Raw genomic sequence first — 14319 nt, 5'->3', positions numbered from 1 at the left:
TGCAGGCCTTGCCATGGCTCAACCCAACACTTCGCTCGCTCACGACATCATCATTCGCGATTCATGGACACGTTGCAGGGACTTCGGTCTCAGCCATCAGACGCGCCCATCTTTCGGCCAGTTGCCCGGCCCGGAGGTCTCCCGCCTGCTGGAACGCCACAACGCACTGGTGCAGACCACCCATCAGGAGGTACTGCCGGTCTACGAGAACATACTCAGCAACTCCAACTGCCTGATCCTGCTGGCCGACCCTCAGGGCCAGTTGCTCAAGTCGTGGGGTGCTCAGCGATTTGGCGATCCATCGCATCAGGGGTTTCTGGCCGGGGCCAGCTGGAGCGAACGCGGCACCGGCACCAATGCCATTGGCACGGCGCTGGCCTGTGAGCAGGCCATCCACATCGAACCTGACGAACACTTTCTCAAGGCCAACCGTTTCATGACCGGTTCTGCATCGCCGATCTTCGATGCAGAGCGGCGCATCATTGCGGTACTGGATGTGTCCAGCGACAGCTTCCTGCCGCCCTCCCATACCCTGGGCATGGTCAAGATGATGAGTCAGTCGGTGGAAAACAGGCTGATACTGGACCAGTTTCGCGACACCCATTTCCAACTGATCTTCAACACCGGCCTCAACAATCTGGACAGCCAGTGGGCGGGCCTGCTGATTTTCGACGAGAGCGGCCAGATTCTCTGCGCCAATCGACGCGCCGACAATCTGCTGGGGATGCAGCTTAGCGGGGTAAACATCGAAACCCTGTTCAGGTGCCCGATCCTGCAACTGCTCAGCGAGCCCGAAGCCCGGCCCTTCGCATTGCAGGCGTTCGGCAACAACCGTTTTCAATGCCTGATCAAGCGCCCGCGACGCAAACCGCTGCAATTGCATGCGGTGCCAGCCTCGCCAACGCCGGTCGTGGCGCTGCCTCTCGATCTGGAGGCCGTCAGCCTGGGCGATGCCAGGATCGAAAAGGCCGTGCTCCAGGCGCAGCGCCTTCTGGAGAAAGACATACCGTTGCTGATCCATGGCGAAACCGGGGTCGGCAAGGAGGTGTTCGTCAAAGCGCTGCATCAGGCCAGCTCACGCGCCAGTGAACCGTTGATGGCGGTCAATTGCGCGGCAATCCCGGCGGATCTGGTGGAAGCGGAACTGTTCGGCTACGCCAAAGGCGCGTTCACCGGCGCGAGCCACAAGGGCAATATCGGTCTGATACGCAAGGCTGACAAAGGCACGCTGTTTCTGGACGAGATCGGCGACATGCCGCTGTCGGTGCAGGCGCGTCTGTTACGGGTGCTGCAGGAGCGCTGCGTTCAGCCGCTGGGCAGCGGCGAGGTGTATCCGGTCGATATCCGACTGGTGTCGGCCACCAACCGCACGCTGCGCGATCAAGTGCAGGCCGGGCATTTCCGTCAGGACCTCTATTATCGGATCAGCGGCCTGAACATCGAACTGCCGCCGTTGCGCGAAAGAACCGATAAACATGCACTCATCCAGCGGATCTGGGAGCGGCATCGAGACCCGCATCAGCGTGCCGGGTTTTCAAGGGAAGTGCTTGAGCTGTTCGAACATCACCCTTGGCCGGGCAATATTCGTCAGTTGAACAGCGTGATTCAAGTGGCATTGGCGCTGGCTGACGATCAGCCTATCGGCACAGAACATTTGCCCGAGGATTTCTTCCTGGATGCCGGAATCGACGAGCCGCGCGAGCCGGAAAGCGCTTCCATCAGCCTGAAGTCGAACGAAAACCTGAATCATCTGCTTCAGGCCGCCGGAGGAAATATTTCACAACTGGCAAAGCGCCTGGGCGTGAGTCGCAACACCCTGTACAAGCGGCTGCGCGAACAGCAAGGCGGGTAAAGGCTTCACCGTTCGCTGCTTAAAGACGCACCGCGCAACGTGTGGGAGCAAGCTCCCACACGAAGCAACCGCGCTTCAGTCAGCCAGACGCCAGGTGGTGCCGCCCTTGCCGTCTTCCAGCAACACACCCATGGCAGTGATCTGGTCACGGATGCGGTCGGATTCGGCCCAATCCCTGGCCGCCCGCGCCGCCAGACGCGCCTGAATCAGCGCCTCGACTTCAGCAGCATCGACACGGCCTTCCGCGCCTGCGCGCAAAAACTCGTCGGCCTCAAGCTGCAACACACCCAGCACACTGGCCAACTGCTTCAAACGCGCCGCAAGGCCGGCCGCCGCATCGGGATCGGATTCGCGCAGGCGATTGATCTCACGCACCATTTCAAACAGCACCGCACACGCTTCAGGCGTGCCGAAGTCATCATCCATCGCGGCGGAGAAACGCTCGACGAACGCCTCGCCACCCGCAGGCTCGGCAACCGGCAAGCCCTTGAGCGCATGGTAAAAGCGCTCAAGTGCCGACTTGGACTCACGCAGGCTGTCTTCGGAGTAGTTGATCGCGCTCCGATAGTGGCTCGATACCAGCAGGTAACGCACCACTTCGGGGTGGTATTTTTCCAGCACGTCACGAATGGTGAAGAAGTTGTTCAAGGATTTGGACATCTTCTCGCCGTTGATGCGGATCATGCCGCAGTGCAACCAGGCATTGGCGTAGGTCTTGCCGGTTGCCGCCTCGCTCTGGGCGATCTCGTTTTCATGATGCGGAAACTCGAGGTCGCTGCCGCCGCCATGAATGTCGAAGGTGTCACCCAGGCAGCAGGTGGACATCACCGAGCATTCGATGTGCCAGCCCGGGCGTCCCGGCCCCCAAGGCGAATCCCAGCTCGGCTCACCCGGCTTGACGCCCTTCCAAAGCACGAAGTCCAGCGGATCGTCCTTGGACTCGTCCACTTCGATACGAGCGCCGATACGCAGGTCTTCGATCTTCTTGCGCGACAGCTTGCCGTAGCCGACGAACTTGCCGACGCGGTAGTACACGTCGCCATTACCCGGCGCGTAGGCATAGCCCTTATCGATCAGGGTCTGGATCATGGCGTGCATGCCGGCGATATGATCGGTGGCACGCGGCTCCATGTCAGGCTTGAGGATATTGAGGCGCGCCTCGTCCTCATGCATCGCGTCGATCATGCGCGCGGTCAGTGCGTCGAAGGACTCACCGTTGTCGCGTGCACGATTGATGATCTTGTCGTCGATGTCTGTGATATTGCGCACATACGTCAGCTCATAACCGCTGAACCGCAACCAGCGGGTCACCAGATCAAAGGCGACCATGCTGCGGCCGTGGCCCAGGTGGCAGTAGTCATACACGGTCATCCCGCAGACATACATGCGTACCTTGTTGCCATCCAGCGGCTTGAATACTTCTTTGCTCTTGGTGAGCGTGTTGTAAATGGAAAGCACTTTCCTACCCCCGTGTACAGCCTCAGCTCCAGGAATCCCGCAATGTCACTGTGCGGTTGAAGACCGGACGACCAGGTTTTGTATCCTTGATGTCGGCGCAGAAGTAGCCTTCGCGCTCGAACTGGAACCGGTCTTCCGGCTGCGCATGAGCCAGCGATGGTTCAGCACGACAACCGGTCAGTACCTGCAGGGAGTCAGGGTTAATGTTTTCCAGGAAAGTGGCACCGTCAGCGGTCTTGTCCGGCGACGGCGAGCGGAACAGGCGGTCGTACAGACGCACTTCGCATTCCACGCTGGCCTCAGCCGGAACCCAGTGGATAACGCCCTTGACCTTGCGACCCTCGGGGTTCTTGCCCAGCGTGTCCGGATCATAGGAGCAGCGCAGTTCGACGACGTTGCCGTCGGCGTCCTTGATGGCTTCATCGGCACGGATCACGTAGCTGCCACGCAGGCGCACTTCGCCATTGGGCTCCAGGCGCTTGTAGCCCTTGGGCGGTTCTTCCATGTAGTCGTCGCGATCGATGTAGATCTCGCGAGCGAACGGCAACTCGCGCACCCCCAGGTCTTCCTTCGGGTGACGCGGCAGTTCGAGCTTCTCGACCTGGCCTTCCGGATAATTGGTGATCACGACTTTCAATGGACGCAGAACGCACATGGCACGCGGCGCGTTGCGGTCCAGGTCATCACGAATGCTGAATTCGAGCATGCCGAAATCCACCACGCCGTCGGAGCGGTTGGTGCCGACCATCTCACAGAAATTCCGGATAGAAGCCGGCGTGTAACCACGGCGACGGAAGCCCGACAACGTCGACATGCGCGGGTCGTCCCAGCCACTGACGTGCTTTTCATCGACCAGTTGCTTGAGCTTGCGCTTGCTGGTGACGGTGTAGCTCAGGTTCAGCCGGGAAAATTCGTATTGACGCGGACGCGATGGCACCGGCAGGTTATCCAGGAACCAGTCGTACAGCGGACGGTGGCCTTCGAATTCCAGGGTGCAGATCGAGTGCGTAATGCCTTCGATGGCATCCGACTGACCGTGGGTGAAGTCGTAGTTGGGGTAGATGCACCACGTGTCACCGGTCTGGTGGTGATGCGCATGACGAATGCGATAAAGGATCGGGTCGCGCAGGTTCATGTTCGGCGAGGCCATGTCGATCTTGGCCCGCAGCACGCGAGCGCCGTCTTCGAACTCACCGGCTTTCATGCGGGCGAACAGGTCCAGGTTTTCCTCGACGCTGCGCTCACGGAACGGGCTGTTCTTGCCCGGCTCGGTCAGGGTGCCACGGTATTCGCGGGCCTGTTCGGGGGTCAGATCATCCACATAGGCCTTGCCGGCCTTGATCAGCTCGACAGCCCAGTCATGCAGTTGATCGAAATACTGCGAGGCGTAACGCACTTCGCCTGCCCACTCAAAGCCCAGCCATTTCACATCGCTCATGATGGCGTCGATGTATTCCTGGTCTTCCTTGGCCGGGTTGGTGTCGTCGAAACGCAAGTGCGTTGCACCACCAAACTCTTTGGCCAGGCCAAAATTCACACAGATCGACTTGGCATGACCAATGTGCAGGTAGCCGTTGGGCTCCGGCGGAAAGCGGGTCACGATCTGGGTGTGCTTGCCTGAATCCAGGTCAGCCTGCACGATCGGACGCAGGAAGTTGGTCGGTACGACAGGGCCTGCCTTTGAATTCGCAGCGGGTTCTGGAGTGGGCTTGCTCATAAGATCCTTGGACATACTGTGCGCGGCCAGGGTAGGCCGACTAAATCAAAGCGCTTATCATAGCCGAAGCTGTCAAGGCCCTGACAACAGACTGCACGTTTGCGGGCAGAAAAGCGGCAAAAAGCGCGAAAAATGTAACCTCGCCTGTAAACTGCGCGTCAGGGTGATATTGCGCCCCTTCATGAACGCCAAGAGAGCGACTTCGATATGTCCAAAGTAAAACTGACTACCAACCACGGTGACATCGTTCTGCAATTGAACGCAGAAAAGGCGCCGGTAACCGTTGCCAACTTCGTCGAATACGTAAACGCTGGCCACTATGAGAACACCGTCTTTCACCGTGTGATCGGCAACTTCATGATCCAGGGCGGCGGTTTCGAGCCGGGCATGAAAGAAAAGAAAGACAAGCGCCCAAGCATCCAGAACGAAGCCGACAACGGCCTGCCGAACAAGAAGTACACCGTCGCGATGGCTCGCACCATGGAACCGCATTCGGCGTCCGCTCAGTTTTTCATCAACGTGGCCGACAACGCCTTCCTGAACCACAGCGCCAAGACCACTCAGGGCTGGGGCTACGCTGTGTTCGGCGAAGTCGTTGAAGGCACTGAAGTCGTCGACAAAATCAAAGGCGTGGCCACCAGCAGCAAAGCCGGCCACCAGGACGTTCCGGTCGAAGACGTGATCATCGAGAAAGCCGAGATCGTTGAGTGATACTGCTGATCTCCGATCTGCACCTTGAGCAAGAACGCCCGGACATTACCCGGGCGTTTCTGGATCTACTGGCTGGCCGGGCTCGTACAGCCGAGTCGCTGTATATCCTCGGGGATTTCTTCGAAGCCTGGATCGGTGACGACGCCATGTCGCCGTTCCAGCTTTCGATCTGCAAAGCCCTGCGCGAATTGAGCGACAGCGGTACGCGAATTTTTCTGATGCATGGCAACCGTGACTTCATGATTGGCCAGGGTTTCTGCAAGGCAGCGGGCTGTACGCTGTTGAGCGACCCCACCGTGGTGCAGTTGAACGGTGAGCCGGTGCTGTTGATGCACGGCGACAGCCTATGCACGCGCGACGAAAGTTACATCAGGATGCGCCGCTACCTGCGCCATCCACTGACCCTCTTCATTCTGCGCCACCTGCCGCTGAGCACCCGTCACAAGCTGGCGCGCAAGCTGCGCAATGAGAGCCGTGCGAAAACCAGCATGAAAGCCAACGATATCGTTGACGTGACCCCGGAAGAAGTGCCGCGGATCATGCAGGCGTATGGCGTGCGCACGCTGGTTCACGGTCATACCCACCGCCCTGCGATCCATAAATTGCAGATCGGTGACGCCGCCGCCAGGCGCATTGTGCTGGGCGACTGGGATCGCCAGGGCTGGGCGCTGCAAGTGGACGAACAAGGGTTCAGCCTGGGTTCGTTCGATTTCGCGCCGGCAGAAAACCACACCCCGGCACTGCCCTCGTCGCTGTAAACCTTGGTTGAGACGCTGTCTCTTATGCAATGCCTGTCGACTTGCCTGACCTGCAGATGCATAAGAAACGCGCCTCGATCAATGCCCTCCCCCCGCCGCTGGACCTGCCTTGGCGGCGAACGGTGGTTTGGCCAGCCAGACCAGAAGGATGAGCCCGGCGAATAGCCAGCCGAGCATGTAGAAATAGTCCACCGTCGACATCATGTACGCCTGCCCGTTAAGCGTTTGTTCCAGTTGCGCATAGGCCTGCGGGCTTGCGCCGCCCAAGGCATCCAGCGCGTGGCGTGTTGCCGGATCGTAACTGCTGATGTTCTCGCTCAGATAGGCATGGTGCTGCTCGGCGCGGCGAATCCAGATCCAGGTGGTCAATGATGCCGCGAAGCTGCCGCCCAAGGTGCGCAGGAACGTAGCCAGTCCCGAGCCGTCGGCAATCTGGTTGGGCGGCAGATCAGACAACAGGATGCTCAGGGTCGGCATGAAGAACAGCGCCACGCCAATCCCCATGAACAGTTGCACCATGGCCACATGCTGGAAATCCACTTGATTGGTAAACCCTGCGCGCATGAAACAGCTCAGGCCCATGGCCAGGAACGCCAGACCGGCCAACAGGCGCAGGTCGAACTTGTGCGCGTATTTGCCGACGAAGGGCGACATGAGCACGGGCAATATGCCGATCGGGGCCAACGCCAGACCTGCCCAGGTCGCGGTGTAGCCCATCTGGGTCTGCAGCCACTGCGGCAACAGCAGGTTGACGCCGAAAAAGGCAGAGTAGCCGCCAATCATCGCCAACGTACCGATGCGAAAGTTGCGGTACGCAAACAACCGCAGATTGACGATGGGATGTTTGTCGGTCAGTTCCCAGATCACGAACACCAACAGCGCCACCAGTGAAGTCAGCGAGCCGATCACAATGAAATTCGACTCGAACCAATCCAGGTTATTGCCTTTATCCAGCACGACCTGCAGCGCACCGACGCCAATGATCAAAGAGATCAGGCCCACATAGTCCAGCGGTTGCTGAACGGTGCTGACCGGTCGGCTGGCCATCTGCATCCTTACGATGAAGGCAGCAAACAGCCCGATCGGGATATTGATGAAGAAAATCCACGGCCAGCTGTAACTGTCCGTGATCCAGCCACCCAGAATCGGCCCCACAATGGGCGCAACCACCGTGACCATCGCCAGCAACGCCAACGCCATGCCGCGCTTTGCGGGCGGATAGACGGCCAGCAGCAAGGTCTGGCTCATCGGATAAAGCGGACCGGCGACAATCCCCTGCAACGCCCGAAACCCCACCAGTTCCGGCATTGAGGTGGAAATCCCGCACAGGAACGAGGCCAGTACGAACAATAGGGTCGCCCACAGAAACAGTTTGACCTCACCGAACCGGCGGCTCAGCCAGCCGGTCAGGGGCAGCGCGATGGCGTTACTCACCGCGAACGAGGTAATGACCCAGGTGCTCTGTTCCGAACTGACACCCAAATTGCCTGCAATGGTAGGCAGCGCAACGTTGGCAATCGTGGTGTCGAGCACCTGCATGAAGGTCGCCAGCGACAGGCCGATGGTGCACAGCAGCAGGCTGGGGGGCGTAAAAGATGCGGGGGCGTTGTTGCTCATCGCGAATCCCTGAAAACGTAGGCGACGCCCCGACCGGACGGCCGGGGCATGCGAATGGGCAGATCAGCGCTGGGCGGTTTTGCTTTTGTCGCTGGCCGCGCTGTTTTCATGGATCAGGCGCGCAATCAAGGCATCGGCATCGGCCAGTTGCTCGGTGTAGACCTGAGTGCTGAACGCCGCCTGCCTGGGTGGCTGCTGCGCCAGAACCGGACCGCTCTGGTCGTGCAGATTCACTTCCACGGTGGTCGACAGCCCGATCCGCAGCGGGTGTTGCGCCAGCTCATCAGGGTTGATGTGGACCCGAACCGGCACGCGCTGGACGATCTTGATCCAGTTGCCCGTGGCGTTCTGGGCAGGCAACAGGGCAAACGCACTGCCGGTCCCTGCCCCGAGGCTGTCGATGGTGCCGCTGTACTTCACGTCACCGCCGTACAGATCGGAACTGATCTCCACCGGCTGACCGATGCGCATCTTGCCCAGTTGGGTTTCCTTGAAGTTGGCGTCGATCCACAACTGATCCAGCGGGATCACCGCCATGGTTGCCGTGCCTGGCTGAACACGCTGACCCAGTTGCACGGTGCGCTTGGCGACGTAACCGGTGACGGGCGCGACGAGCGTGGTCCGCGCGTTGGCCAGATAGGCCTGGCGCAGTTGCGCCGCGGCGGACTTCACGTCCGGGTGAGACGACACGACGGTATCGTCGACCAGCGCAACGCTGGTGCTCAGCTGTTGCTGGATGTTGTTCAAGGCGCTCTGCGCGCTGGTCAACTGGTCCCGCGCGTGGGACAGCTCTTCCTGGGAAATCGCGCCGCCTGCGGCCAGACTGCGACGACGGCTGTAATTGTCCTGCGCCGTCTGCACGGCAGCACGTTGCGCAGCCAGTTGGGCTTTCATGCCGTCGACGTTGCTGTACAGACCGCGAACCTGACGCACGACCTTGCCCAGATTGGCCTCGGCACTTTGCAGACCGACTTCGGCGTCGCTGGGATCAAAGCGCAGCAACACCTGACCTTCACGGACCAGATCGCCGTCGTCCGCAGCGATGCTAATGACCGTACCGGTGACCAGCGGAGTAATTTCAACCACGTTGCCGTTCACGTAGGCGTCGTCGGTTTCCTCGCTCCATTGGCCATAAAATTCATACCAGGCCCAAACGGCCAGGCCGCAGAGGACAACGACGATCGCAAGACCGACCAGCAGGAATTTGCGCTTGCCGGGTTTCTGGTTTTTCGATTCGGGAGCAGATGTGTTTTCAGCGGCGGCAGTGGCCATGACAAGTACCTTGTAGTCGGCGATACGGCCGGGATTCGGCCGAACCGGCCGCCCCCGACTTCTGATAGTCGTGAGTTATTTGCCTTTGGCGTTGAAGCTCAGGCGAGTCAGGGTGATGTGGTCATCTGCCGCCACCAGCACCTTGGTCAGGATCCGGCGCAAGGTCTCCACCTCTTCGGCATCGAGTGCCGCGAAGGTGTCGTTCATGGCGTCAGCACCGATCTGCGGCAGCAGGTCGGACAGCTTCTGGCCCTGAGGCGTCAACGCGACATGCACCTGTCGGCGGTCGGTGGCCGAACGGGTGCGCACGATCAGCTCCTTCTGCTCGAGACGATCGAGCATGCGGGTCATCGACCCGCTGTCCAACGACAGGTGCCGACACATCTCCACCGGCGTATCGGTGGAAAACTGGGCAATGATGATCAGCACCTTGAACTGCGCGAACGTCACGTCGTAGGGCAGCAGGTACTTGTCCAGCATCCGGTCTTTGAGCGCATTGGTGCGGCCGACCAGCAACCCGATGAGGCTGGAGTCGAAATTGTCGGGACTGAAATGTTTCAAGAGATCACCCAGAAAGCTGCCTAGGCAGTGATTACAAAATATTACTGCCTAGACAGCCATTGTCAAAGCATTTGTTAGCTTGCTTACTAAATCGACATAAAAAAACGACCGCTGGTAAGGCGGTCGTTTTGTTGGGGTCAGTTGTATGAGTCAGGCGGCGATCGGCACACCACTGTGAAAGCGGAATTCTTCATCCGGACTTTCGATCAATTCACGTTCCGCCAAGCGGATTTCTTCGATCTTGGCATCCACATCAGCCTTGTCGCCGTAGGTGTAAGCCAGTTTCAGGTAGTCCTGAAAATGCCGCGCTTCGGACTTGAGCAAACTGCCATAGAATCTGGCCAGGTCTTCATCCAGATGCGGCACCAACGCGGCAAAGCGCTCACAGGAGCGAGCCTCCACGATGGCCCCGACGATCAGCGCATCGGTCAACCGGTAAGGGTTGTGATTGCGCACACGCTTGCGCAGTGCGCCTGCATAACGCGCCGAGCTGATATTGGCCATCGGAATCTGGCGTTTCCTGATGATGCTGATCACCTGCTCGAAATGCCGCAGTTCTTCGCGGGCCAGACGCGACATCTTGGCCAGCAGGTCGAACTTGTCGTTGTACTGGAACATGAACTGAAACGCCGCCCCGGCCGCCTTCTTCTCATTGTTCGCATGGTCGATCAGCAGGATATCCAGGTTGCGCAGTGCGGCCTGGACCCAACTGTCGGGCGTCCGGCAAAGCAGAAAGGCTTCGATTTCAGGGATCGGGTACATAGGCTCACTGATGACGGAGAGACAAAGCCCGGCATTATACGAGGGGTATTGCCGGCTCGCGAGACAAAAACAGCAGGGTGAATCAGGCGCCGAACGCGTCCCGGAGAAAGCCCGGTGCGATATAACGCTGATAGTGCGCTTCGGAGAGCAGGAAGAATTCCCGGTCGATGGCATCGCGCAGCTCGGGCAGCGACCAGTTGCGAAATTCCGGCAACAGCACGAAGCCGTAGGCATCGACTTGGCTGATCACTCGCGCACCGCGGGCGATCAACTGATAGGCCCAGCAATACTCGGATTGATGCGGCACGAAGCGAATCTTGCGCTGGGTCAGCTGCAAGCGCAGTTTGTCGGCATCGAAGATTTCCAGCTTGGCGGTCATCACCTGAACCAGCAACTGCTCCAGACGCAACCAGACCGCTCTTTTTTCGTCTTCGTTGTAACCGTTCCAGTGGATGACTTCGTGATGGAAGCGTTTGCAGCCACGGCACACCAAGTCCCCGTAAACAGTGGAGCAAAGGCCGACGCAGGGTGTTTTGATGATGTGATCAGGCATGACTGGCGAGGCTTGGGAAGGCGAAACAGGGGCTCATGTTAGTCCTTTGTCTAAGCACTTTCACCCCCGAAGATGTAGGGGCTAACTTACCTTTAGCGCAGATTTGCCGTAGAATCAGCGAGCCTTTTAAGGCGCCAATGTCCGTTGGAAGCTGTTTTCAAAGCGTCACGAGCACAGTCAAGTTAATCCCGCAGTGCGGCGTCGACAGGCCATTCCCTCATCAAGAATGGCTGTGTCGACCGCCATTCCCTCCCGTCCTGCAGGCGTAAAACTTTGAAAACAGCTTCTGTTAGGAATTGCCGACACCCTGCCAACAAGACTTCAAAGCCTTGCGTGGGTACGGACAATTTCTGGATGAGCGTCCCGGACACCCATTTGGGACCACTGATGAGGGTAATACTGTGCTTGAAGCCTACCGTAAACACATCGAAGAGCGTGCCGCCCAGGGTATCGTGCCCCAGCCGCTTAACGCCGAACAAACCGCAGGCCTTGTCGAGCTGCTGAAAAATCCCCCGGCTGGCGAAGAAGCCTTCCTTGTCGATCTGATCACCAACCGCGTTCCACCAGGCGTTGATGAGGCTGCCTACGTGAAGGCCGGTTTCCTGTCCGCCCTGGCCAAGGGCGAAGCCACTTCTCCCCTGATCGACAAGAAGCGCGCAACCGAACTGTTGGGCACCATGCAGGGTGGCTACAACATCGTCACTCTGGTTGAACTGCTCGACGACGCCACACTGGCACCTGTCGCTGCCGAACAACTCAAGCACACGCTGCTGATGTTCGATGCCTTCCACGACGTGGCCGAAAAAGCCAAGGCCGGTAACGCTCACGCCAAGGCCGTTCTTCAGTCCTGGGCCGACGGCGAGTGGTTCAAGAAGCGTCCGCTGCTGGCCGACAAGATCAGCCTGCGTGTGTTCAAGGTCACCGGCGAAACCAACACCGACGACCTGTCGCCTGCTCCTGACGCCTGGTCGCGCCCAGACATCCCGCTGCACGCCCTGGCCATGTTGAAAATGGCCCGTGACGGCATCGTTCCGGACGTTCAAGGCTCCATCGGCCCGATGAAGCAGATCGAAGAAATGCGCGGCCAGGGCTTCCCTATCGCCTACGTCGGTGACGTGGTCGGTACCGGTTCCTCCCGTAAATCGGCGACCAACTCGGTACTGTGGTTCTTCGGCGACGACGTTCCCTACGTGCCGAACAAGCGCGCCGGCGGCTTCTGCTTCGGCAGCAAGATCGCTCCGATCTTCTACAACACCATGGAAGATGCGGGCGCCCTGCCTATCGAGTTCGATGTCTCGAACATCAACATGGGCGATGTGATCGACGTCTACCCGTACGCTGGCAAGGTCTGCAAGCACGACAGCGACGAAGTCATCACCACCTTCGAAATGAAGACCCCGGTGCTGCTGGACGAAGTCCGTGCCGGCGGCCGTATCCCGCTGATCATTGGTCGCGGCCTGACCACCAAGGCACGCGCCGAACTGGGCATGCCGGTCGCCTTCGACCTGTTCAAGAGCCCTGACCAGCCGGCCGAAAGCACCAAGGGTTTCACCCTGGCGCAGAAAATGGTCGGCAAGGCTTGCGGCGTTGCAGGCATCCGCCCAGGTACCTACTGCGAACCGAAGATGACCACCGTCGGTTCTCAGGACACCACTGGCCCGATGACCCGCGACGAGCTGAAAGACCTGGCCTGCCTGGGCTTCTCGACCGACCTGGTCATGCAGTCCTTCTGCCACACCGCAGCCTATCCGAAGCCGATCGACGTCAAGACGCACCACACGCTGCCTGACTTCATCATGACCCGCGGCGGTGTTTCCCTGCGTCCGGGCGACGGCATCATCCACAGCTGGCTGAACCGCATGCTGCTGCCGGATACCGTCGGCACCGGCGGCGACTCGCACACCCGCTTCCCGATCGGTATCTCCTTCCCGGCCGGTTCCGGTCTGGTCGCGTTCGCCGCTGCCACCGGCGTCATGCCGCTGGACATGCCCGAGTCGATCCTGGTTCGCTTCAAAGGCAAACTGCAGCCTGGCATCACCCTGCGCGACCTGGTTCACGCCATTCCTTACTACGCGATTCAGGCTGGCCTGCTGACCGTAGAGAAGAAAGGCAAGAAGAACGCGTTCTCCGGCCGCATTCTGGAAATCGAAGGTCTGGAAAACCTCAGCATCGAGCAGGCTTTCGAGCTGTCCGACGCCTCGGCCGAACGTTCGGCTGCCGGTTGCACCATCAAGCTGGCCAAAGAGCCGATCATCGAATACCTGAACTCCAACATCACCCTGCTGCGCTGGATGATCGAACAGGGTTACGGTGATCCTCGCACGCTGGAACGCCGCGCTCAGGCGATGGAAGCCTGGATTGCCAATCCGGAGCTGCTGGAAGCCGACAAGGACGCCGAGTACGCCGAAATCATCGAGATCGACCTGGCCGACGTCAAAGAGCCTGTGCTCTGCGCGCCGAACGACCCGGACGATGCCCGCCTGCTGTCTTCGGTACAGGGCGAGAAGATCGACGAAGTGTTCATCGGTTCCTGCATGACCAACATCGGCCACTTCCGCGCTGCGGGCAAGTTGCTGGATCAGGTCAAGGGCCAGTTGCCGACACGCCTGTGGCTGTCGCCGCCGACCAAGATGGACGCTCATCAATTGACCGAAGAAGGCTACTACGGCATCTACGGCAAGGCTGGCGCGCGCATGGAAATGCCAGGCTGCTCGCTGTGCATGGGTAACCAGGCACGTGTAGAGCCGAACTCGACCGTGGTGTCGACATCGACCCGTAACTTTCCGAACCGTCTGGGTGACGGCGCGAACGTCTACCTGGCCTCGGCCGAGCTGGCGTCCGTCGCATCGATCCTGGGTCGCCTGCCGACCGTCGAGGAGTACATGGGTTACGCCAACCAGATCGACACCATGGCAGCGGACGTGTACCGCTACCTGAGCTTCGATCAGATCGCCGAGTTCCGTGAAGCCGCAGCGAACGCCAACATCCCGGTCGTTCAAGCGTAATAGCGAAACACAGCGTTGAAAAAACCCCGCCTGGTGCGTAATGCTGTTCACTT

Annotated in this window: 10 protein-coding genes and 1 pseudogene; 4 read left to right on the top strand and 7 right to left on the bottom strand. The window is 59.6% G+C overall.

Features of this window, described 5'->3' with window-relative positions; translation table 11 throughout:
• Nucleotides 1-13 precede the first annotated feature (13 nt).
• Nucleotides 14-1852 (top strand): sigma-54-dependent Fis family transcriptional regulator, encoded by a 1839-nt coding sequence (locus BZK31_RS25225; protein ID WP_083185980.1) that lies wholly within the window; start codon nt 14-16, stop codon nt 1850-1852.
• A gap of 75 nt (nt 1853-1927) precedes the next feature.
• On the opposite strand, the gene cysS is transcribed toward BZK31_RS25225, so the two are convergent.
• Both cysS and BZK31_RS25215 read right to left on the bottom strand, forming a co-directional pair.
• A complete protein-coding gene (gene cysS, locus BZK31_RS25220) occupies nt 1928-3310 on the bottom strand; it encodes a cysteine--tRNA ligase (protein WP_083185979.1) in 1383 nt (460 codons plus the stop codon).
• Between the two features lie 22 nt (nt 3311-3332).
• Complete coding sequence (locus tag BZK31_RS25215) at nt 3333-5027, bottom strand: glutamine--tRNA ligase/YqeY domain fusion protein (RefSeq protein WP_083185978.1); 1695 nt, start codon at nt 5025-5027, stop codon at nt 3333-3335.
• 207 nt (nt 5028-5234) lie between these two features.
• On the opposite strand from BZK31_RS25215, the gene BZK31_RS25210 reads away from it, so the two are divergent.
• Together BZK31_RS25210 and lpxH are read left to right on the top strand one after the other, a co-directional pair.
• The gene (locus tag BZK31_RS25210; protein ID WP_083185977.1) at nt 5235-5738 is read left to right on the top strand and encodes a peptidylprolyl isomerase; all 504 of its coding nucleotides are present in this window, start codon (nt 5235-5237) and stop codon (nt 5736-5738) included.
• Complete coding sequence (gene lpxH, locus BZK31_RS25205) at nt 5735-6496, top strand: UDP-2,3-diacylglucosamine diphosphatase (RefSeq protein ID WP_083185976.1); 762 nt, start codon at nt 5735-5737, stop codon at nt 6494-6496. The genes BZK31_RS25210 and lpxH overlap by 4 nt, the downstream gene beginning before the upstream one ends.
• A gap of 78 nt (nt 6497-6574) precedes the next feature.
• Here lpxH and BZK31_RS25200 read toward each other — a convergent pair.
• From BZK31_RS25200 to BZK31_RS25180, 5 genes and pseudogenes are all read right to left on the bottom strand, one after another.
• Nucleotides 6575-8125: pseudogene (locus BZK31_RS25200) on the bottom strand (DHA2 family efflux MFS transporter permease subunit); the annotation flags it as partial.
• A gap of 51 nt (nt 8126-8176) precedes the next feature.
• A complete protein-coding gene (locus tag BZK31_RS25195) occupies nt 8177-9385 on the bottom strand; it encodes an HlyD/EmrA/EmrK family protein (protein WP_083185974.1) in 1209 nt (402 codons plus the stop codon).
• Nucleotides 9386-9460: 75 nt separating this feature from the next.
• Complete coding sequence (locus BZK31_RS25190; protein WP_083185973.1) at nt 9461-9946, bottom strand: MarR family winged helix-turn-helix transcriptional regulator; 486 nt, start codon at nt 9944-9946, stop codon at nt 9461-9463.
• Between the two features lie 150 nt (nt 9947-10096).
• Complete coding sequence (locus BZK31_RS25185; protein ID WP_083185972.1) at nt 10097-10708, bottom strand: MiaE family protein; 612 nt, start codon at nt 10706-10708, stop codon at nt 10097-10099.
• An 82-nt stretch (nt 10709-10790) separates the two neighbouring features.
• Nucleotides 10791-11261: a DUF1289 domain-containing protein gene (locus tag BZK31_RS25180; RefSeq protein ID WP_083185971.1), complete on the bottom strand. Its 471-nt coding sequence runs from the start codon at nt 11259-11261 to the stop codon at nt 10791-10793.
• Nucleotides 11262-11662: 401 nt separating this feature from the next.
• Here BZK31_RS25180 and acnB point away from each other — a divergent pair, with 401 nt between their 5' ends.
• Entirely contained in the window at nt 11663-14266 is a 2604-nt protein-coding gene (acnB, locus tag BZK31_RS25175) for a bifunctional aconitate hydratase 2/2-methylisocitrate dehydratase (RefSeq protein WP_083185970.1), read from the top strand.
• Nucleotides 14267-14319 lie beyond the last annotated feature (53 nt).

Source organism: Pseudomonas floridensis (assembly GCF_002087235.1).
Lineage (GTDB): Bacteria > Pseudomonadota > Gammaproteobacteria > Pseudomonadales > Pseudomonadaceae > Aquipseudomonas > Aquipseudomonas floridensis.
The sequence above is the reverse complement of the archived record's forward strand: the minus strand, read 5'-3'. Positions and strand labels throughout refer to the sequence as shown.